Below are 19,470 nucleotides of genomic sequence, written 5' to 3'. Positions count from 1 at the left end.
TTCGGCCCGCGCAACAAAAGGGTCTGCTGTTCCGTTAATCTAAAGGAACTTCAGTCCCGTTTGGAGGGCGAGTCATGTTCACAGCTGCCTGGGCCGCGTCACCCCAGCTGCCCGCCGAAGGCTTCACACCCAACTGGTCCCGGGAGGGCTTCTGGCGCCAGTCGGTCCGTCAGGTCGTCCGGCTCACCGCGGGCGGCGGCCGGCTCCGGATCCGGCTCTCGAACGCGTACGGCACGTCGGCACTGCGGGTGGCCGGCGCCACGACCGGCCGTACGGTCGCCGGGGCCGCGGTGGACTCACCGACGCGGCTCACGTTCCAGGGGGCGTACGACGTGACGCTTCCGGCGCGCGGGGACGCCGTCAGCGACGCCGCCGAACTCGCGGTGGCGGCCGGGGACACGGTGGCGGTCACCCTGTACTTCGACACCACGACCGGACCCGCGACCTTCCACGCCCAGGCCTTCACGACCAGCTACCGGGGCGAGGGGGACCTGCTCACGGACGTGGACGGCGACGGGTTCGACGCGACGACCGAGTCCTGGTACTTCCTGTCCGCCGTCGAGACCGACGCCGGCCGCACCGACGGCATCGCCCTGTTCGGCGACTCGATCACCGACGGCTTCGGATCGACCCCCGGCGCCGACCGCCGCTGGTCAAACGCGCTGGCGGAGCGTACGGGGCGGCCGGTCCTGAACGCCGGGATCGGCGGGAACCTGCTGCTCAACGACAGCGCGTGGTACGGGGAGAAGGGCGTCAACCGGCTGCGGCGCGATGTGCTGGAGCTCGCGGGAGTGGACACGCTGGCCGTGCTCATCGGACTGAACGACATCGGGTTCAGCGAGACCGACGAACAGCCGACGTACCGGCCGGCGCCGGTGGTGGAGGCGGAGGACGTCGTCGCCGGGCACCGGGAGCTGATACGGCAGGCGAAGCGGCGAGGACTTCGGGTGATCGGCTGCACCCTGCTGCCGTTCGCCGGGTCGGACCACTGGGGCGAGCACGCGGCCAAGGTGAGCCACGAGGTCGACGAGTGGATCCGGTGCGCGGGGGAGTACGACGCGGTGGTGGATCTGCGGCGTGCCCTGGCCGATCCGGCGGATCCGGACCGGCTGCGGCCCGCCTACGACTCCGGCGATCACCTGCACCCCGATGACCAGGGGTACGCGGTGATGGCCGAAGCCGTCGCGCGCTGTCTGTAGCGGCGGATGCGGGGGCGAAGGGCCCGCCGCGGGGTTCCCCGCGCCGCTCAGGGCGTATGCCTCAGCCCGGCCAGTAGGTGCGGCTCCATGCCGTGGGCCCCGGCTCCGGGAGCCGGTGTGCCGCGATGCGGGACGGGTCCGACCAGGCGTCCCGCGGGGTGGGTGCGCCGGGCGGGGCTTCCGCTGCCGCCGCGGCGCGGGCGCGGACCACCGCCAGAGCGGCGGCCAGCTCCTCGGGGGTGGGGTTGCCCCGTACGACCTTGATCGTCATGGCGGCTCCTAGAGGGGGATGTTGCCGTGCTTCTTCGGGGGCAGGGATTCCCGCTTGGTACGCAGCTGACGCAGGCCGCGGACGACGTGCCGGCGGGTTTCGGACGGCATGATCACGGCGTCGATGTAGCCGCGCTCGGCCGCGATGTAGGGGTTGAGGAGGGCGTCCTCGTACTCCTGGATGAGCCGGGCGCGGGTGGCCTCCAGGTCCCCGGCGGTCTCCGCCTCGGCGATGGTCCGGCGGTGCAGGATGTTGACCGCGCCCTGGGCGCCCATCACGGCGATCTGGGCGGTCGGCCAGGCGAGGTTGAGGTCCGCCCCGAGGTGCTTGGAGCCCATGACGTCGTAGGCGCCGCCGAAGGCCTTGCGCGTGATCACCGTGATCAGCGGGACCGTGGCCTCCGCGTACGCGTAGATCAGCTTGGCGCCGCGGCGGATGATGCCGTCGTGCTCCTGGTCGACGCCGGGCAGGAAGCCGGGCACGTCCACGAAGGTGATCACCGGGACGTTGAAGGCGTCGCAGGTCCGCACGAAGCGGGCGGCCTTCTCGCTGGCCTTGATGTCGAGGCAGCCGGCGTACTGCATCGGCTGGTTGGCGACGATGCCGACGGGACTGCCCTCGACCCGCCCGAAGCCGGTCAGGATGTTCGGGGCGAACAGCGGCTGCGTCTCGAAGAACTCGGCGTCGTCCAGGACGTGTTCGATCACCGTGTGCATGTCGTACGGCTGGTTCGCGCTGTCCGGCACGATCGTGTCCAGCTCGCGGTCCTCGTCGGTGAGGGCGAGGTCCGCCTCCTCAGGGAAGGCCGGGGCCTCGCTGAGGTTGTTCGACGGCAGGTACGACAGCAGCTGCTTGACGTACTCGATGGCGTCCTTCTCGTCCCCGGCCATGTGATGGGCCACGCCGGAGGCGGAGTTGTGGGTGCGGGCGCCGCCCAGCTCCTCCATGCCGACGTCCTCGCCGGTGACCGTCTTGATGACGTCCGGGCCGGTGATGAACATGTGCGAGGTCTGGTCGACCATGACGGTGAAGTCGGTGATCGCCGGCGAGTAGACCGCGCCCCCCGCGCACGGGCCGACGACCAGGCTGATCTGCGGGATCACACCCGAGGCGTGGGTGTTGCGGCGGAAGATCTCGCCGTACGCGCCGAGGGAGGCGACGCCTTCCTGGATGCGGGCGCCGCCGGAGTCGTTGATGCCGATGACCGGGCAGCCGGTCTTCAGCGCGAAGTCCATCACCTTGACGATCTTCTGGCCGTAGACCTCGCCGAGCGCGCCGCCGAACACGGTGAAGTCCTGGGAGAACACGGCGACGGGGCGGCCGTCGACCGTTCCGTAACCGGTGACCACGCCGTCGCCGTAGGGGCGGTTCTGGTCCAGGCCGAAGTTGGTGGAGCGGTGCCGGGCGAACTCGTCGAGCTCCACGAAGGAGTCCTCGTCGAGCAGGAGCCCGATCCGCTCACGGGCGGTCAACTTGCCCTTGGCGTGCTGCTTTTCGACGGCGCGTGCGGAGCCGGCGTGCGTCGCTTCCTCGATGCGTCGCTGGAGGTCCGCGAGCTTGCCCGCGGTGGTGTGAATGTCGATCCCTGGGATCTCGTGACGCTCTTCCGGCTCGGACATCGGGATAGGGCTCCCTGCCTGCTCAAAAGGGGGGACGGTTACTCATCCGTAGAGTAGTGGGGTGCCCAGGGATCAGCAGTGCGGTGTTTACCACACCTAGGGTGGGTTGCATGACGCCGCGAGATGCCTCAGACGACAGCCGCTGGTCCGACCTGGACCGCCCGCCGCTCAACGGTGCCGCGTTGCGCAGGGCCCTGGTGCGGGACGGCGGTCTGTGGTCCGGCATCGAGGTCGTGCAGCTCACCGGATCCACCAACCACGACCTGGTGGCGCTGGCCGACTCCGGCAAGGCGGCCGAGGGCGCGGTCCTCGTCGCCGAGGAGCAGACCGCCGGGCGGGGCCGCCTCGACCGGCAGTGGACCGCGCCGGCCCGTTCGGGCCTCTTCTTCTCCGTCCTGCTGAGACCGACCGAGGTCCCGGTGGCCCGCTGGGGCTGGCTGCCGCTGCTCACCGGCGTCGCGGTGGCGACGGGCCTGTCGCGGGTGGCGGGCGTCGACACGGCACTCAAGTGGCCGAACGACCTTTTGGTGACCGTGGCGGGAGAGGAACGCAAGGCCGGCGGCATCCTCGCCGAGCGGGCCGGGAACGACGGGGTGGTCGTCGGCGTCGGCATCAACGTCACCCTCCGCGCGGACGAGCTGCCGGTGCCGCAGGCCGGGTCGCTGGCGCTGGCCGGGGCCGTGAGCACGGACCGCGACCCGCTGCTGCGGGGTGTACTGCGGTCCCTGGAGGACTGGTACGGGCGCTGGCGGGCGGCCGGAGGCGACCCGATGACGAGCCGGCTGCAGGAGGCGTACGTGGCGGGGTGCGCCACGCTCGGGCGGACGGTGCGGGCGCAGCTGCCCGGGGATCGGTCGGTCGTCGGCGAGGCGGTGGCGGTGGACGGGGACGGACGCCTGGTGATCGCCACGGAAGAGGGCGTACAGGAGCCGGTGGGAGCGGGCGACATCGTGCACCTGCGACCCGCGTGAGCCGTACGCCCACGGGGGCGCGAGGCCGTGGCGAGCTGCGGCTGCGCCGCAGGGGCGAGGCCGGCCGCACCCGGCCCGCGGCCGCCCCCGACACGAACCACCCTCCTCTCTCCCCGGTCTCCCCGGCTCCACCTGGCGGAGCGAAGGAGTGAGCTACCGCACACCTGCCGTAAAGTGAAGGCCGGTCGAGAACTGACCGCGGCAGATCGGAAGGCAGCAGGCGTGACCGTCGACGACACGGGCTCCGGCGCGGACGCGGACGGCCGGGCGGACCCTCCACAACTCCCGGCTTCGCTCGAGCAGGAGGACCCCCAAGCCGCCGAGTCCGGCGCTGACCCGCTCGCCCTGCGCATCGAACAGCTCATCCTGGGCGCCGAGCGGCGCTACACCCCCTTCCAGGCGGCCCGCAGCGCGGGCGTCTCGGTGGAGCTGGCCACCCGCTTCTGGCGGGCCATGGGCTTCGCCGACATCGGGCAGGCCAAGGCGCTCACGGAGGCCGACGTGCTCGCGCTGCGCCGGCTCTCCGGTCTGGTGGAGGCGGGGCTGCTGAGCGAGGCGATGGCCGTGCAGGTGGCGCGCTCCACGGGGCAGACCACCGCCCGGCTGGCGGAGTGGCAGATGGACTCGTTCCTGGAAGGGCTGACCGAGCCGCCCGAGCCCGGCATGACCCGTACCGAGGTGACGTACCCGATCATCGAACTGCTCCTGCCCGAGCTGGAGGAGTTCCTCGTCTACGTCTGGCGCCGCCAGCTCGCCGCCTCGGCGGGCCGGGTCGTCCAGACGGCCGACGACGAGGAGATGGTCGACCGGCGCCTCGCCGTCGGCTTCGCCGACCTCGTCGGATTCACGCGGCTGACCCGCCGCATGGAGGAGGAGGAGCTCGGCGAACTCGTCGAGGCCTTCGAGACCACCGCGGCCGACCTGGTCGCCGCGCGCGGCGGGCGGCTGGTGAAGACGCTCGGCGACGAGGTGCTGTACGCGGCGGACGACGCGGGCGTCGCCGCCGAGATCGCCCTGCGGCTCATCGAGACCATGGCGAACGACGAGACCATGCCGGAGCTGCGCGTCGGCATCGCCTTCGGCACGGTCACCACCCGTATGGGCGATGTTTTCGGTACGACGGTCAACCTCGCCTCCCGGCTGACGTCCATAGCCCCGCGCGACGCCGTCCTCGTCGACAGCGCCTTCGCCGAGGAACTGATCCGCACCCGCGACGCGCCGGCCTCCGAGGCGGAGGCGGCCGAGGCCGCGGCGGCCGCCGAGAAGGAGGGCGAGGAGCCGCCGGTGTACCGCTTCGCCCTGCAGCCGATGTGGCAGCGCCCCGTGCGCGGACTCGGCGTGGTCGAACCGTGGCTGCTGACGCGGCGGAGCGGGCAGCCGTAGTCCTCCTCAGCGGTGCCGGGCGGCCAGCGGGTCCACGCACACGGCGATGACCGGCACGCACAGGCCGGGCCCGTCCGTGCGGTCCGGCCGGCCCGGCTGTTCCGGCTGTTCCGGCTGCGGAGCGGGGGGAGTCGTGGCCCTGCTCGGCGTGGGTGTCGGGGCGGGCTGCGGGAGCCGGCCGCCGGACGTCGAGGGCCTGGGCGCGGTGCTGGGTACTGCCGTGACGGCCGGGTTCGGCGCCTGCGGGGTCGTCGTGGACGTCGGCCGGGACGACCCCGCGGCCGTGGTGGGGGCGAGGGATGCTCCCGGCGTGGGCAGCGCGCTCGGACCGCCCATCACGGTGGTCGCCGACGGGCTCGCCCCGGGGACGACGGCCGCGACGGTGGCGGCGGCATGGGTCGCCCGGTCCGCGCCGGCCTCCTGGTCCACGCGGGGCTCGGCCTCCGTGGTGGCGAGGCCGTCGACGCCCGCATCGGGGGTCAGCCGTAGGAGGTTCAGCGCGCCCGCCGCCAGGGCCAGGCCGCCCGCCGCGAGCAGTACCTTGCGGGGCCGGGGGCGGCGGTGCCGGCCGCGGGGACTCCAGAGCCGGGTTCCGATGCCGTACGACTCCGGCGGTACGGCCTCCGCGCCCTCCGCGCTGTCTCTCTCCCTCTTCGCCGGTGTGTCCGTCGTCGTCATCGTGATCCCTCCCCAGGCGCCCGCGCCCCCTGTGCGCTGCGGCGGACGCACGTTATGCGCTCCTTTGCGCGGTGGGGCGGGAGACGGGCCTGATATCACTCGAACGGGGTGTCGGGTGGGGATGCGGGAACCGGCCGGGCCTTTCCTGTGCGGGGTTCGCCTGCGATGATCAGGGCAACGTTAACCGTCGTTAACCGGGAGGGTGTCATGAGCGAGGAGCGGTTCGGGGAGTTCGTGCGGGTGCGGCGGCACGCGGACGGGCAAGTCGCGGAGCTGGTCCTGGACCGGCCCAAGGTCATGAACGCGGTCTCGACGGAGATGGCCCGCTCGCTCGTCGGCGCGAGTGCGGCGCTGGGCGCGGACCGTGACGTGCGGGTCGTCGTGGTGACCTCGACCCATGAACGTGCCTTCTGCGTGGGGGCCGACCTGAAGGAACGGAACTCCTTCAGCGACGCGGACCTGTTGCGGCAGCGGCCGGCGACGCGCGGTGCGTACACCGGCGTCCTGGAACTGCCGGTGCCGACGATCGCGGCCGTGCACGGCTTCGCCCTGGGCGGCGGCTTCGAGCTGGCGCTCTCCTGCGACCTGATCGTCGCGGACCGTACGGCCGTGGTGGGGCTGCCGGAGGTGTCGGTCGGCGTGATTCCCGGAGGCGGCGGCACGCAGCTGCTGCCGCGGCGGGTGGGGGCGGCCCGCGCGGCCGAGCTGATCTTCACGGCCCGGCGCGTGGAGGCCGAGGAGGCGGCCTCCCTGGGGCTCGTCGACGTGCTGGTGGAGGCGGGGCAGGACCGCGAGGAGGCGTTGGCGCTGGCGACCCGCATCGCGGGGAACTCGCCGGTGGGGCTGCGGGCGGCGAAGAAGGCGTTGCGGCTCGGGCAGGGGCTGGATCTGCGGGCCGGTCTGGAGGTCGAGGACGCGGCGTGGCGAGCGGTGGCGTTCTCGGGGGACCGGGCGGAGGGCGTGGCGGCGTTCAACGAGAAGCGGCGTCCTTCTTGGCCGGGGGAGTAGAGGCCCCACCGCACCGCCGCGCCTTCGCCCGAGGTGCCAGGGGTCTGGCGGTCCGGCGTCCGTCGGGGCGGGCGCCTCGACGGGCGCCTCGACGGGCGCCTCGCGAGAAGCAGTCCGGCGTTCCCTCGACCCACGGCCACTGCCGGCGCAACCGCCTCGCCGACCGGCCCCCGCCCCTGGACCTCCGGACCGTGCCCACCCCCTGCCCGCCCCCGCCGAGCGGCCCTCGCCCGGTGCGGAGCTCCGGGGGGCGGTCACCCCACCGCCGCATACAACGCCCGGTTCGCCCCAAAACTCCCTAGCCTGGTGGGATGGGTGAGGACAGTCGGCTCGCGGGCGTCGTCGCGTTGGCGCAGGGCATGGCCGCCGCGCACAGCTCGCGGGAGGTGTGGTGGGCTGCCGCGAGCGGGGCGTACCGGGCGCTCGGAGGCAGTTTCGCCGCGCTGTCCGTGTGGGAGCGGGAGCTCGGACGGCTGCGGGTGCTGGTGAACGTGGGCGAGCGGGCCGAGGACGAGGAGGAGTTCCCGGACGCCGAGGCCTACCCGGTGCACCAGTTCGCCGAGATCACCGAGTTCCTGCACGAGCGCTGGGCCGGGGGCGGTGAGCCCGACGCCTGGGTGGAGACCGCGGAGGGGCCCGCCGCGGGGCGCCGCCCCGGCTACGTCCATCAGCGCGTCGCCGCCCTGCGCCGCCGCGGCCGCGGCTGCTGCGTGGTCGCGCCGATCGTGCTCCACGGCCGGGCCTGGGGCGAGCTGTATGTCGCCCGGCCCGTCGGCGCCCCCGTCTTCGACCGCGAGGACGCCGATTTCGCCACCGTCCTGGCCTCCGTGGTCGCCGCGGGCATCGCCCAGACCGAGCGGCTGGAGGAGGTGCGGCGGCTGGCGTTCACCGACGCGCTGACGGGCCTGGCCAACCGTCGGGCCGTGGACTCCCGCCTGGACGAGGCCGTCGAGCGGCACCGCAGGGACGGGGCGGTCGTCAGTCTCGTCGTCTGCGACATCAACGGACTCAAGCGCGTCAACGACACCCGCGGGCACGCCGTCGGCGACCGCCTCCTGGAACGCTTCGGCTCGGTCCTGTCCCTGTGCGGCGCCATGCTTCCCGGCGCGCTCGCCGCCCGCCTGGGCGGCGACGAGTTCTGCCTGCTCACGGTCGGACCGGCCGCCGACGACGTCGTCAAGGCGGCCGACGAGCTCTGCCGCCGGGCGGCCGAGCTGGAGCTGGGAGAGGGGGTCGCCTGTGGGGTCGCGTCCACCGAGGACCCCATCGGGCCGGTGCACTCCGCCCGCCGGCTGTTCCGGCTCGCCGACGCGGCCCAGTACCAGGCCAAGGCCGAGCGGTCCCTCCGGCCGGTCGTCGCCGGGCGCGCGGGGCCCGACGATCCGGTCGTACGACTGGCCGACGAGCCCGCCGCCGAGCAGCCGTCCGCCGAGCGTCGCCGCTTCCGCGGGCGTGGCTGAAGTGTGACCCCCGGGTAAGGGGCAAACCAGGCCCCCACTGGTGACATCCGGGAATTCACTGCGTACGCTCCTGAATATGGATATGCACACTGTGGTGGTGGGGACTTCCCGAGTCACCGCGTCCGACGTCCTCGCCGTGGCGCGCGCCGGCGCCCGGGTCGAGCTCTCCGCAGAGGCGGTCGCGGCCCTCGCCGCCGCCCGCGGCATCGTGGACGCGCTGGCCGCCAAGCCCGACCCCGTCTACGGCGTGAGCACCGGCTTCGGCGCCCTGGCGACCCGGCACATCAGCCCGGAACTGCGGGCGCAGCTGCAGCGCAACATCGTCCGCTCGCACGCCGCCGGCATGGGCCCGCGGGTCGAGCGTGAGGTCGTACGGGCCCTGATGTTCCTGCGGCTCAAGACCGTCTGCTCGGGACACACCGGCGTACGCCCCGAGGTCGCGCAGACCATGGCCGACGTCCTGAACGCAGGCATCACCCCGGTCGTCCACGAGTACGGCTCCCTCGGCTGCTCCGGCGACCTGGCCCCGCTGTCCCACTGCGCCCTGACGCTCATGGGCGAGGGCGACGCCGAGGGTCCGGACGGCGTCGTACGCCCCGCCGGTGAACTCCTCGCCGAGCACGGCATCGCGCCCGTCGAGCTGCGCGAGAAGGAGGGACTTGCCCTCCTCAACGGCACCGACGGCATGCTCGGCATGCTGATCATGGCCCTCGCCGACCTGGACACCCTCTACAAGTCCGCCGACATCACGGCCGCCCTGTCCCTCGAGGGCCTGCTCGGCACCGACAGGGTCCTCGCCCCCGAACTGCACGCCATCCGCCCGCACCCGGGGCAGGGCGCCAGCGCCGCCAACATGCTGGCCGTGCTGAAGGGTTCGGAGCTCACCGGCCACCACCAGGACGACGCGCCCCGCGTCCAGGACGCCTACTCGGTGCGCTGCGCCCCCCAGGTCGCCGGAGCGGGCCGCGACACCCTGGCGCACGCCCGGCTCGTCGCCGAGCGTGAACTGGCCTCCGCCGTCGACAATCCCGTCGTCCTGCCCGACGGACGGGTCGAGTCCAACGGCAACTTCCACGGCGCCCCGGTCGCCTACGTCCTCGACTTCCTGGCCATCGCCGCCGCCGACCTCGCCTCCATCGCCGAGCGCCGCACCGACCGGCTGCTCGACAAGAACCGCAGCCACGGGCTGCCGCCGTTCCTGGCCGACGACCCGGGCGTCGACTCCGGGCTGATGATCGCCCAGTACACGCAGGCCGCGCTGGTCAGCGAGATGAAGCGGCTCGCCGTACCGGCGTCCGCGGACTCGATCCCGTCCTCCGCGATGCAGGAGGACCACGTCTCCATGGGCTGGTCGGCCGCCCGCAAACTGCGCACGGCCGTCGACAGCCTCACTCGCGTCCTCGCCGTCGAGCTGTACGCCGCCACGCGCGCCGTCGAGCTGCGCGAGGGGCTGACCCCGGCGCCGGCGTCCCGGGCCGTCATCGACGCCGTACGGGCCGCGGGGATCGCCGGTCCGGGTCCGGACCGCTTCCTGGCGCCCGACCTCGCCGCGGCGGACGCCTTCGTCCGTGCCGGGCACCTGGTGGCGGCGGCTGAGACGGTCACCGGGCCGCTGCGGTAGGCGGCGGCGGACAGCACGGGGCCCCGCCGGTCCGCCGACCGACGGGGCCCCGGTCGGTCACTTGAGCTTGGCGCCCTGCGCGTCGATCACGGCGGCCGGGATGTCGTACGCCTTGCCGGTCGTGAGCGCGGCGAAGTTCACCGAGTAGAACGTGGCGATGGTGCTGCCGTGCCGCACCACCTCGGTGTGGAAGGTGCCCGACTCGCCCTCCGCCCCGGAGTCCACGGCGAACGCCACCGACTCGTCACCGGCGCCGGAGGCCTTCTCGGAGGAGATCTTGGTGATCTTCGTGTCCGTACCGTCGGCGGTGAAGCCGAACCCGCCGGAGCAGGCCGCGACCCCGTCGGAGACGGCCTTGAAGGCCTTCTCCGCGCCGTCACCCTCGTACGAGGAGAGGCCCACGTAGGTCGCGGTGAGGTTGAAGGCCTCGGCGAAGTCGCCCGCGGAGGCGGCGTCCGTCGGGGCGTCCTCGGTGACGGTGTTGCTCGCGCTCGCGTCCGTGTCGCCCGGCGGCAGCGCGGCCATGGCGTAGGCGACGGGCTCGCACTCGGCCTTGTCGATGTTCTTCAGCACGCTCTTGGACTTCGGCAGCGTGTCGTCGCCGGAGGTGACCTTGTACCCCTTGACCTCGCCCTGCGCGAGCAGCAGCTTCTCCAGCTCCGCCGCGCTGTACGCCTTCGCGGCCGTCGTCGGCGACGAGGACGACGACGAACCGGAGTCCGTGGAGCCCTTGGAGTCGTCCGACCCTTCGTCGGAGCAGCCCGTGATGAGGGCGAGCGACAGCACGCTCACGGCAACCGTGGCGCCTATGCGCGCGCCCGATGATCTCTTCATGAGCGGACTATGAAGGTTTCCTCAAGAACCCGTCAAGCGGGTTTAAAACCCGAGGCGTTCCCGGCGGACCGAATAGACCACGAACCCGGCGCCCAGCGCCAGGCAGAGGGTCCCGCCGGCGACGTACGGCGCGGTGTCGAAGCTGCCGGTGTCGGCGAGCCGGGTGGCGTCACCGGTCGTGCTGCCGGTGTCCGTGGAGATGGCCCGTGCCTGGGTCGTGACCTGCGACGTCGGGGGCGCCGAGGGCTCCGTTCTGGCCGGCTGGTCCCCCGTGGCGTTGGCGGAGGGGACGAACCACAGGGCGCCCAGAAGGGTGCCCGCGGCGGTGGCGGTCAGCAACGAACGTCGTGCAGGTGACACGGAATATCGATCCCCTTGTGGCGCTGGCGAATTGGCCGTGTGGGGCGATGTTAGTGAAAGGTGCGGGTCACAGGAAAGTCACGGGAGGGATCAGCCTTACGCTCCGGGCATGAGTACTCCAGAGACATCACGTTATGTGCGGCTTCGCGTCGATCTGATTCTCGAGGTCGACGACGCGGGAGCGGTCACCGAGGCGGCGCTGGGGCGGATCGCGGACGACACCGACATGCCTGCCGACGAACGGACACACGCCGAGAGCGCTGTGACGGAGGACACCGCGGAGGCCCTCGCGTATCTCGTCGACCCGTTCGACCTGGTCAGCGAGATCCCGGGGGTCGAACTCGCCCAGGCCTCCTGGTCCAGCGAGCGGATCGACCACGATCCCGATTCGCCCGACTGGGGCCTGGACGAGGATGATGTCGACGACGACGACGAAGACGACGACGGCGACGACGGCGCATTCGACGGTGACGGCGAGGTCGAGGACGACCACGAAGTCGACGACGACCACGAGAACGAGCGGGTCGGCTGACGTTCCTTGGGAAAATCGTGACCCCGGGCGGCAACCGCTGTCCGGGGTTTCGTCGTCTCATGGGGCGCACGGCCCGACCCCCGCACCGCCCGCCTCCGGGAACGTGGTGTGCCCCACACCTTCGAAGAATGTGGAACGGGACGAACCGGTCGTAGCGTTGAAGGTTCTTGACGGGGACTCTCGGGTTTTTGGGGATTCGGCAACGATGGAGAAGCGTGTGATGACCAACAGTAGGCGGCGCAGGGGCCTGACGGTCGCGTCCGCACTGCTCGGCGGTGTGCTGGTGCTCTCGGCGTGTTCCGGTGGAGGCGACGACGCCTCCGGGAGCGACGGCGGCAAGGACACCTCACAGGCCAAGGTCGACGAGGCCGCGGCCGAGAAGACCTCCGAGGCCCAGATCAAGATCACGCCCAAGGACGGTTCGGACAACGCCTCCATCAACAACTCCGCCGCCGTCACCGTGAGCAAGGGGACGCTCACCGACGTGGCGATGACGACCGCGGACGGCACCGCGGTCAGTGGCGAGATATCCGCCGACAAGACCAGCTGGAAGCCCAGCGTCCAGCTGGAGCGGTCCACCACCTACAAGCTGACGGCGGAGGCGAAGGACGCCGACGGGCGCGTCGCCCACGAGAACGCCTCGTTCACCACGGTCTCCCCGACCAACAGCTTCATCGGCACCTTCACGCCGGACGACGGCACCACCGTCGGCGTCGGGATGCCCGTGTCGATCAACTTCGACAAGGCGATCACCAACAAGGCGGCCGTCCAGAAGGGCATCACCGTCTCCTCGACCAGCGGCCAGGAAGTCGTCTGCCACTGGTTCAACGCCAACCGCATGGACTGCCGGCCCGACGACTACTGGCAGGAGAACTCCACTGTCACGCTGAAGCTCGCGCTCGACGGTGTCGAGGGTGCCTCCGGTGTCTACGGCGTCCAGCAGAAGACGGTCACCTTCAAGATCGGCCGCAACCAGGTCACGTACGTCGACGCCAAGACCAAGCAGATGAAGATCACGCAGGACGGCAAGACCGTCAAGACCATCCCGATCTCCGCCGGTGCGCCCGACAACAAGACGTACGAGGGCCAGATGGTGATCTCCGAGAAGTTCAAGGAGACCCGGATGAACGGCGCGACGGTCGGCTTCACCGACGACGACGGCAAGGGCGAGTACGACATCAAGGACGTGCCGCACGCCATGCGTCTGACCACGTCCGGCACCTTCGTGCACGGCAACTACTGGGGCGCCAAGTCCATCTTCGGCAGTGTGAACACCAGCCACGGCTGTGTGGGCCTGTCGGACACGAAGGGCGCCGACGACCCGAACACGCCGGGCGCGTGGTTCTACAACAACTCGATCATCGGTGACGTCGTGGTCGTTCAGAACACCGGCGACAAGACGGTCTCGCCGGACAACGGTCTGAACGGCTGGAACATGAGCTGGGCCGACTGGAAGGCCGGTTCGGAGGCCTGACCGACCCGGAGTTCACCGCTTTCCGATGCCGCCCCCCGGGGCGGCATCGGTGTTTCCGGGGCCAGGCACTGCCTTCTCATCCTCCTTTTATATGTGCCTTATCCCTTCATCACGTGCCGTACCTACCGTGCGGCCATGTTCTTCACCTACCTGAGGCGCGAGCTGCGCCGCCGCAGAAAAGCGGCCCTCGTCGTCGCATCCGGGCTCGCGCTGGGTATCGCGCTCGTCATCGTGGTCACCTCCGTGTCCTCCGGCATGGGCAGGGCCCAGGACAAGGTCCTTCAGTCCCTCTACGGCCTCGGTACCGACATGACCGTCACCAAGGCGGCCCAGCCGCAGGCGAGCGCCTCCGACCGGCCGCGCTTCCGGTTCGACGCCCAGGACGACGACTCCGGCGCGGAGCAGAGCACCGACCGCGTCCTGGTGCAGGGCTTCGAGACCCTCTCCACCGCGACCGTCACCAAGGTCGGCGAGCAGACCGGCGTCTCCGGCGCGGTGGGCGGCCTCAGCCTCCAAGTCGTCAAGGTCAGCGGCGAGTTCACCCGCGGCCAGGTCCAGCAGAACGGCGAGGGCGGCAGTCGGCAGGGCGCCCCCGGCGGCCAGGGCGGCGGCACGGGTCAGCCGCAGGGCGAAGTGCAGGGCGGTGGCGCCGACTTCGACGTCAACAGCTACTCCGTCTACGGCACAGACGTCACCGAGCCGGCCCTCGGCCCGCTGACCTCCTCGAAGATCACCAGCGGCCGTACGTTCACATCGTCGGAGACCGACGCCAAGGTGGCCGTCGTCGACTCGGCGTACGCCAAGGAGAAGAAGCTCAAGGCCGGCAGCACCGTCACCATCAAGGGCGTCGCGTACAAGGTGATCGGCGTCGCCACGGCCGACAGCGGGGACGCGGCGGCCAACGTCTACATCCCGCTGACGCAGGCTCAGACGCTCAGCGACTCGAAGGACAAGGTCACCACGATCTACGTCCGGGCGACCGACTCCCAGAAGATCGACAGCGTCAAGTCGGCCATCCAGAAGAACGTCTCGGGTACGACGGTCACGACCTCCGCGGACCTCGCGGACACGGTGTCCGGCTCTCTCTCCACGGCCTCCTCCCTCGCCACCAGCGTCGGCAAGTGGCTGTCGATCGCGGTGCTCGCCGCCGCGTTCCTGGTCGCCGGTCTGCTGACCTCCTCGGCCGTCTCGCGGCGGGTGCGTGAGTTCGGCACGCTGAAAGCCCTGGGCTGGAAGTCGGGGCGGGTGACCCGGCAGGTCGTCGGCGAGGCGATGGTCAACGGCCTGGTCGGCGGAGCGCTGGGCATCGCGCTGGGGCTGGCGGGCGCGTATGTCGTGACGGCCGTCAGCCCCACGCTGCAGGCGCAGTTGGGCGGCGGTTCGGGTGGCGGGCCCAGGGGTGGCGGGGGCTTCGGTGGTGGCCGGCAGGCCGCGGCCAGGACCCTCGACGTCGCGCTCACCGCGCCGGTCAGTCTGACGACCATCGGGGTCGCGGTGGGGCTCGCGGTGGCGGGTGGGCTGATCGCGGGGGCGTTCGGTGGCTGGCGGGCATCGCGGCTGCGGCCGGCCGATGCGCTGCGGCGCGTTGAGTAGCTGACGTCGGCTGGGGCTGAGGGGCGGGTGCGCTTGCCCGCGCGGGCGGGGTGCCGCTGCGCCCACCCTCCCCCACTCTCGACTTCGCTCGAGCGGGGGGACCCCCATCGCCCCGGCGGCACGACTGCCCGCAGCCTGCGCGGAATCACCAAACCTCTCACCCATCTCAGGAGTTGTCCCCATGTACGAACTCAAAGGCGTCACCAAGCGTTACAGCCGAGGCAAGGAAACCGTCGACGCGCTCGACGGTGTGGATCTCACCATCGCCGACGGTGACCGGCTGGTCATTCAAGGCCCCACCGGCGGCGGCAAGTCCACGCTGCTTCAGATGCTCGGCGGCCTCGACCGGCCGACGTCCGGTGAAGTCGTGCTCGACGGCACCGACATGGCCAAGCTGTCCGAGGCCCGGCTCACCAAGGTGCGCAGCGAGAACATCGGCTTCGTCTTCCAGAGCTTCAACCTGATCCCGACGCTCACCGCGCAGGAGAACGTCGAGACCGCGCTCGTCCCGCTCGGCGTGAAGGGGAGGGAGCGGCGCGAACGGGCCGCCGAGGCGCTGAGGTCGGTCGGGCTCGGCGAGCGGCTCGGGCATCTGCCGGGTGAGATGTCCGGCGGCCAGCAGCAGCGCGTCGCCATCGCCCGCGCGCTGGTCAAGCAGCCGAAGGTGCTGCTGGCCGACGAACCCACCGGAAACCTCGACGAGTCGATGCGCGACGAGATCATGGACGTACTCGAAACCATGTGGAAGGAGCTCGGGCTGACTTTCATCATGGTCACCCACGACTCCTCGCTCGCGAAGAAGGCCCCGCGCGTCGCCACGATCCGCAAGGGGAAGATCACGGTGAAGGAGAACGCCCTTTCGTAACGGCGAACTCGAGGCGGCGAACTCGAGGCGGCGAACTCGTGGCGGCGAACTCGTGGCGGCGAAATTCGGAAATGGCCGGAGACATTCGCTTACCCGACGATCGTGTAACAGAGCCTTCCTGTGAGGTGTCTGTCTATTGAGGTGCCTGATCACCCCCCGGCATACTGCGAGTTCCGGGGGGTGCACGGGTATGCGTGCGAGACCACCCCCGGCCGGGTGAACGGGGAATTCACCCGGTACTTCCGCTAGGGGGAAACTTGCGCAGACAAGTGAAAAGAGCATGCGCGGCCACGATAGCCACGGCCGCGGCAGTGGCCCTGGCGGCGGGCATGACCAGCCCGGCGTCGGCCGAGCCCGAGCAGCGCGCGACCGGCGCCGCCCAGCTCACGTCCCACCACCGCATCACCCTGATCACGGGTGACCGCGTCTCCGTCGACACCAAGGGCCGTGTCGTGGGCCTGGAGCGGGCGAAGGGGCGGGAACACATACCCGTCCAGATCCGCAAGGCCGACGGACACACCCTCGTGATTCCGGCCGACGCGGCCCGGCTGGTCGCCACCGGCAAACTCGACCAGCGGCTCTTCGACATCACCGAGCTCAACAAGTCGGCGACCCGCACCTCCCAGAAGAACGGCCTGAAGGTCATCGTCGGCTACAAGGGAGCCGCGACCGCCACCAAGAGCGACGTCCGCGACGCGGGCACCCTGCGCCAGACCCTCAGGTCCCTGAACGCCGACGCCGTGCAGACCCCGCACGAGGACGCGCCGGACCTCTGGGACGCGGTCACCAACGGCGACAAGACCGCCTCCGGCATCGCGCACGTCTGGCTCGACGGCGTCCGCAAGGCCAGCCTCGACAAGTCCGTGCCGCAGATCGGCGCTCCGAAGGCGTGGTCGGCCGGCTACGACGGCAAGGGCGTCAAGATCGCCGTCCTGGACACGGGCGTCGACGCGACCCACCCGGACCTCAAGGACCAGGTCGTCGCGGCGAAGAACTTCACTCCGGCCGCCGACACCACCGACAAGGTCGGCCACGGCACGCACGTCGCGTCCATCGCGGCGGGCACCGGCGCCAAGTCCGGCGGCAAGTACAAGGGCGTGGCGCCCGGCGCCGACATCATCAGCGGCAAGGTCCTCGACGACACCGGCTCCGGCGACGACTCCGGCATCCTCGCCGGCATGGAGTGGGCGGCCGAGCAGGGCGCCCAGGTCGTCAACCTCAGCCTCGGCGGCATGGACACGCCGGAGGAGGACCCGCTGGAGGCGGCGGTCAACAAGATGTCCGCCGAGAAGGGCATCCTCTTCGCGATCGCGGCCGGCAACTCCGGCCCGGAGTCGGTCGGTTCGCCGGGCAGCGCGGAAGCCGCGCTCACCGTCGGCGCCGTCGACGACAAGGACGTTCTCGCGGCCTTCTCCAGCACGGGCCCGCGGCTCGGCGACGGCGCGATCAAGCCGGACGTCACCGCGCCGGGCGTGGACATCACGGCCGCTTCGGGTGTCGGCAACGACATCGCCAAGGAGGTCGGCGAGAAGCCCGCCGGCTACATGAGCATCTCGGGTACGTCGATGGCGACCCCGCACGTCGCGGGTGCCGCCGCGATCCTCAAGCAGCAGCACCCGGACTGGAAGTACGCCGAGCTGAAGGGCGCGCTGACCGCCTCCACCAAGGGCGGCAAGTACACCCCGTTCCAGCAGGGGTCGGGCCGTATCCAGGTCGACAAGGCCATCAAGCAGACCGTGATCGCCGAACCGGGGTCGGTGAGCTTCGGCACGCAGCAGTGGCCGCACACCGACGACACGCCGGAAACGAAGAAGCTGACGTACCGCAACCTCGGTACGAAGGACGTCACGCTCACCCTCTCCGCGACCGCCACCAACCCCAAGGGCGCGGCGGCTCCGGCCGGCTTCTTCAAGCTGGGCGCGACCAAGGTGACCGTCCCGGCGAACGGCGGCACGGCGTCCGTGGACGTCACCGTCAACACCAAGCTGGGCGGCACGCTCGACGGCGCGTACTCCGCGTACGTGACGGCGACGGGCGGTGGCCAGAGCGTCCGTACGGCCGCTGCCGTCAACCGTGAGGTGGAGTCGTACGACGTCACCGTCAAGCACCTCGGCCGGGACGGTCAGCCGTCCGACGGCTACAACACGCTACTCCTCGGCTACTCGGGCCTCGGCAACGGCCGTGGCTACCAGGTTCCGGTGGCCGCCTCCGGCACCACGACCATGCGGGTGCCCAAGGGCACGTACCTGCTGGACGCCTGGATCGCGAAGGACTTCGTGAACCTGGAGGGCGGCCTCGACTGGCTGGTCCAGCCGAAGCTGAACGTCACCAAGGACACCTCGGTGACCGTCGACGCCCGCAAGACCAAGTCGGCCGACATCACGGTGCCCGACGCGCAGGCCAAGCAGACCGGCGCGATGAGCAACTACTTCTACGAGCCGGCGGGCATCGGCATCGGCGTCGGCCTCCAGAAGTTCGCCGACCTGCGGATGGCCCACCTGGGTCCGGAGGCCGCCACCGGTCTCACCCAGACCTGGAACGGCCAGTGGACCAAGGGCGCGAGCGCCGAGTACGACGTGGCCACCACCGCCAAGGTCAAGAAGATCCAGGGCGACAAGGTCCGGCACTTCAAGGCGAGTGAACTCGCCACGGTGAAGAACAACCTCGGTGCGGCCGCCTCCGGCAAGTCCGGCGGACTCGTCACCTGGGGTCTCTTCCCCGAGGACGTGGTCATCGGTCTCCCGGTGGAGCAGAAGCTGCCGGGCGCCCGCACGCTGTACCTCTCGACGGCCGACAAGATCCAGTGGACCTTCGACTTCGAGCAGTACGCCGGCAAGGACGCGGACGGCTACCCGATCCTCGACGCGTACTACACGCTGGGCGACCCGCAGACCTTCAAGGCGGGCAAGAAGTACACGAAGACCTTCAACACCGCGGTCTTCGGCCCGCACCTGAACGCGGACTACGGGCTCTTCCGCGAGGGCAACGGCATCTACGGCCTGCTGCCGCTGTTCGCCGACGGGGCCGGGCACGCCGGATCGTCCGACTTCACCTCGGTCGCCACCTCGCTGTACCGCAACGGCACCAAGATCGGCACCAGCGCCGACCCGCTGTTCGGCGAGACGGTGTTCAAGGTCCCGGCCGGTGACGCCGAGTACAAGCTGACCACCTCGGTCAAGCGGAGCGTCAAGGTCGCGGCCGCCTCCACGCGGATCGACGCGAGCTGGACCTTCCGCTCGAAGAAGCCGACCGGCGACATGGCCAAGCTGCCGGCCTCCATGGTCCGCTTCAACGCCAAGACGGGCCTCGACAGCAAGGTCGAGGCGGGCAAGACGGTGTCGATCCCGGTCACCGTCGAGGGCGCGGCCAAGGGCTCCAACCTGAAGTCGCTCGCGGTGTACGTGTCGTACGACTACGGCCAGACCTGGAAGAAGGTCACCGTGAAGAACGGCAAGATCACCGCGAAGAACCCGGCGAAGGGCAAGGCCATCTCCTTCCACGCCAAGATCGCCGACAAGAAGGGCAACAAGTCGACGATCTCGATCTACAACGCGTACTACGGGAAGTAGAACGCCGGCTCATTGAGCGCTGAGCGAAAGGCC

Annotated in this window: 16 protein-coding genes; 11 read left to right on the top strand and 5 right to left on the bottom strand. The window is 71.0% G+C overall.

The genetic code is table 11. From position 1 onward, the window contains the following. The first annotated feature begins 74 nt into the window (after positions 1-74). A complete protein-coding gene (locus tag KUM49_RS36950) occupies positions 75-1,199 on the top strand; it encodes an SGNH/GDSL hydrolase family protein (RefSeq protein ID WP_217241342.1) in 1,125 nt (374 codons plus the stop codon). Between the two features lie 61 nt (positions 1,200-1,260). On the opposite strand, the gene KUM49_RS36945 is transcribed toward KUM49_RS36950, so the two are convergent. Together KUM49_RS36945 and KUM49_RS36940 are read right to left on the bottom strand one after the other, a co-directional pair. Beyond that, a complete protein-coding gene (locus KUM49_RS36945) occupies positions 1,261-1,470 on the bottom strand; it encodes an acyl-CoA carboxylase epsilon subunit (RefSeq protein WP_217241341.1) in 210 nt (69 codons plus the stop codon). A gap of 8 nt (positions 1,471-1,478) precedes the next feature. Next, a complete protein-coding gene (locus KUM49_RS36940; RefSeq protein WP_217241340.1) occupies positions 1,479-3,089 on the bottom strand; it encodes an acyl-CoA carboxylase subunit beta in 1,611 nt (536 codons plus the stop codon). A gap of 110 nt (positions 3,090-3,199) precedes the next feature. Between KUM49_RS36940 and KUM49_RS36935 the strand changes: the two genes are divergently transcribed. Further along, a complete protein-coding gene (locus KUM49_RS36935) occupies positions 3,200-4,060 on the top strand; it encodes a biotin--[acetyl-CoA-carboxylase] ligase (protein ID WP_217241339.1) in 861 nt (286 codons plus the stop codon). Positions 4,061-4,282: 222 nt separating this feature from the next. Next, positions 4,283-5,443 carry an adenylate/guanylate cyclase domain-containing protein gene (locus KUM49_RS36930; protein ID WP_217241338.1) on the top strand — a complete coding sequence of 387 codons (1,161 nt, stop codon included), beginning with the start codon at positions 4,283-4,285 and terminating at the stop codon, positions 5,441-5,443. Positions 5,444-5,449: 6 nt separating this feature from the next. Here the strand turns inward: KUM49_RS36930 and KUM49_RS36925 are convergent, their stop codons facing one another. Continuing rightward, positions 5,450-6,121 (bottom strand): hypothetical protein, encoded by a 672-nt coding sequence (locus KUM49_RS36925; RefSeq protein WP_254402350.1) that lies wholly within the window; start codon positions 6,119-6,121, stop codon positions 5,450-5,452. Between the two features lie 207 nt (positions 6,122-6,328). Between KUM49_RS36925 and KUM49_RS36920 the strand changes: the two genes are divergently transcribed. The 3 genes from KUM49_RS36920 (at position 6,329) to hutH (ending at position 10,210) form a co-directional block, all read left to right on the top strand. Next, positions 6,329-7,129 (top strand): enoyl-CoA hydratase/isomerase family protein, encoded by an 801-nt coding sequence (locus KUM49_RS36920; RefSeq protein WP_217241337.1) that lies wholly within the window; start codon positions 6,329-6,331, stop codon positions 7,127-7,129. A 311-nt stretch (positions 7,130-7,440) separates the two neighbouring features. After that, positions 7,441-8,589 (top strand): diguanylate cyclase domain-containing protein, encoded by a 1,149-nt coding sequence (locus KUM49_RS36915; protein WP_217241336.1) that lies wholly within the window; start codon positions 7,441-7,443, stop codon positions 8,587-8,589. An 82-nt stretch (positions 8,590-8,671) separates the two neighbouring features. Further along, positions 8,672-10,210: a histidine ammonia-lyase gene (gene hutH / locus KUM49_RS36910; RefSeq protein ID WP_217241361.1), complete on the top strand. Its 1,539-nt coding sequence runs from the start codon at positions 8,672-8,674 to the stop codon at positions 10,208-10,210. A gap of 57 nt (positions 10,211-10,267) precedes the next feature. On the opposite strand, the gene KUM49_RS36905 is transcribed toward hutH, so the two are convergent. Continuing rightward, entirely contained in the window at positions 10,268-11,044 is a 777-nt protein-coding gene (locus KUM49_RS36905; protein ID WP_217241335.1) for a hypothetical protein, read from the bottom strand. Between the two features lie 42 nt (positions 11,045-11,086). Continuing rightward, on the bottom strand, positions 11,087-11,404 hold the full coding sequence (locus KUM49_RS36900) for a hypothetical protein (RefSeq protein ID WP_308406928.1): 318 nt from the start codon (positions 11,402-11,404) through the stop codon (positions 11,087-11,089). Positions 11,405-11,513: 109 nt separating this feature from the next. Here KUM49_RS36900 and KUM49_RS36895 point away from each other — a divergent pair, with 109 nt between their 5' ends. The 5 genes from KUM49_RS36895 to KUM49_RS36875 all read left to right on the top strand — a co-directional run bounded on the left by KUM49_RS36895 (position 11,514) and on the right by KUM49_RS36875 (position 19,437). Further along, positions 11,514-11,936 (top strand): hypothetical protein, encoded by a 423-nt coding sequence (locus KUM49_RS36895; RefSeq protein ID WP_217241334.1) that lies wholly within the window; start codon positions 11,514-11,516, stop codon positions 11,934-11,936. Between the two features lie 220 nt (positions 11,937-12,156). Then, a complete protein-coding gene (locus tag KUM49_RS36890; RefSeq protein WP_217241333.1) occupies positions 12,157-13,410 on the top strand; it encodes an Ig-like domain-containing protein in 1,254 nt (417 codons plus the stop codon). 135 nt (positions 13,411-13,545) lie between these two features. After that, positions 13,546-15,003 carry an ABC transporter permease gene (locus KUM49_RS36885; RefSeq protein ID WP_217241332.1) on the top strand — a complete coding sequence of 486 codons (1,458 nt, stop codon included), beginning with the start codon at positions 13,546-13,548 and terminating at the stop codon, positions 15,001-15,003. A gap of 181 nt (positions 15,004-15,184) precedes the next feature. Continuing rightward, positions 15,185-15,868 (top strand): ABC transporter ATP-binding protein, encoded by a 684-nt coding sequence (locus KUM49_RS36880; RefSeq protein WP_217241331.1) that lies wholly within the window; start codon positions 15,185-15,187, stop codon positions 15,866-15,868. Positions 15,869-16,197: 329 nt separating this feature from the next. Then, a complete protein-coding gene (locus tag KUM49_RS36875) occupies positions 16,198-19,437 on the top strand; it encodes a S8 family peptidase (protein WP_254402349.1) in 3,240 nt (1,079 codons plus the stop codon). Positions 19,438-19,470: the final 33 nt, after the last annotated feature.

It is taken from the genome of Streptomyces sp. AC555_RSS877 (genome assembly GCF_019049245.1).
GTDB lineage: Bacteria > Actinomycetota > Actinomycetes > Streptomycetales > Streptomycetaceae > Streptomyces.
The sequence above is the reverse complement of the archived record's forward strand: the minus strand, read 5'-3'. Positions and strand labels throughout refer to the sequence as shown.

Excerpts from the sequence above, each read along its gene's own strand:
- KUM49_RS36950 (WP_217241342.1), top strand. The coding sequence starts at position 75 with ATGTTCACAGCTGCCTGGGCCGCGTCACCCCAGCTGCCCGCCGAAGGC.
- KUM49_RS36945 (WP_217241341.1), bottom strand. The coding sequence starts at position 1,470 with ATGACGATCAAGGTCGTACGGGGCAACCCCACCCCCGAGGAGCTGGCC.
- KUM49_RS36940 (WP_217241340.1), bottom strand. The coding sequence starts at position 3,089 with ATGTCCGAGCCGGAAGAGCGTCACGAGATCCCAGGGATCGACATTCAC.
- KUM49_RS36935 (WP_217241339.1), top strand. The coding sequence starts at position 3,200 with ATGACGCCGCGAGATGCCTCAGACGACAGCCGCTGGTCCGACCTGGAC.
- KUM49_RS36925 (WP_254402350.1), bottom strand. The coding sequence starts at position 6,121 with ATGACGACGACGGACACACCGGCGAAGAGGGAGAGAGACAGCGCGGAG.
- KUM49_RS36920 (WP_217241337.1), top strand. The coding sequence starts at position 6,329 with ATGAGCGAGGAGCGGTTCGGGGAGTTCGTGCGGGTGCGGCGGCACGCG.
- KUM49_RS36915 (WP_217241336.1), top strand. The coding sequence starts at position 7,441 with ATGGGTGAGGACAGTCGGCTCGCGGGCGTCGTCGCGTTGGCGCAGGGC.
- hutH (WP_217241361.1), top strand. The coding sequence starts at position 8,672 with ATGCACACTGTGGTGGTGGGGACTTCCCGAGTCACCGCGTCCGACGTC.
- KUM49_RS36905 (WP_217241335.1), bottom strand. The coding sequence starts at position 11,044 with ATGAAGAGATCATCGGGCGCGCGCATAGGCGCCACGGTTGCCGTGAGC.
- KUM49_RS36895 (WP_217241334.1), top strand. The coding sequence starts at position 11,514 with ATGAGTACTCCAGAGACATCACGTTATGTGCGGCTTCGCGTCGATCTG.
- KUM49_RS36890 (WP_217241333.1), top strand. The coding sequence starts at position 12,157 with ATGACCAACAGTAGGCGGCGCAGGGGCCTGACGGTCGCGTCCGCACTG.
- KUM49_RS36885 (WP_217241332.1), top strand. The coding sequence starts at position 13,546 with ATGTTCTTCACCTACCTGAGGCGCGAGCTGCGCCGCCGCAGAAAAGCG.
- KUM49_RS36880 (WP_217241331.1), top strand. The coding sequence starts at position 15,185 with ATGTACGAACTCAAAGGCGTCACCAAGCGTTACAGCCGAGGCAAGGAA.
- KUM49_RS36875 (WP_254402349.1), top strand. The coding sequence starts at position 16,198 with ATGACCAGCCCGGCGTCGGCCGAGCCCGAGCAGCGCGCGACCGGCGCC.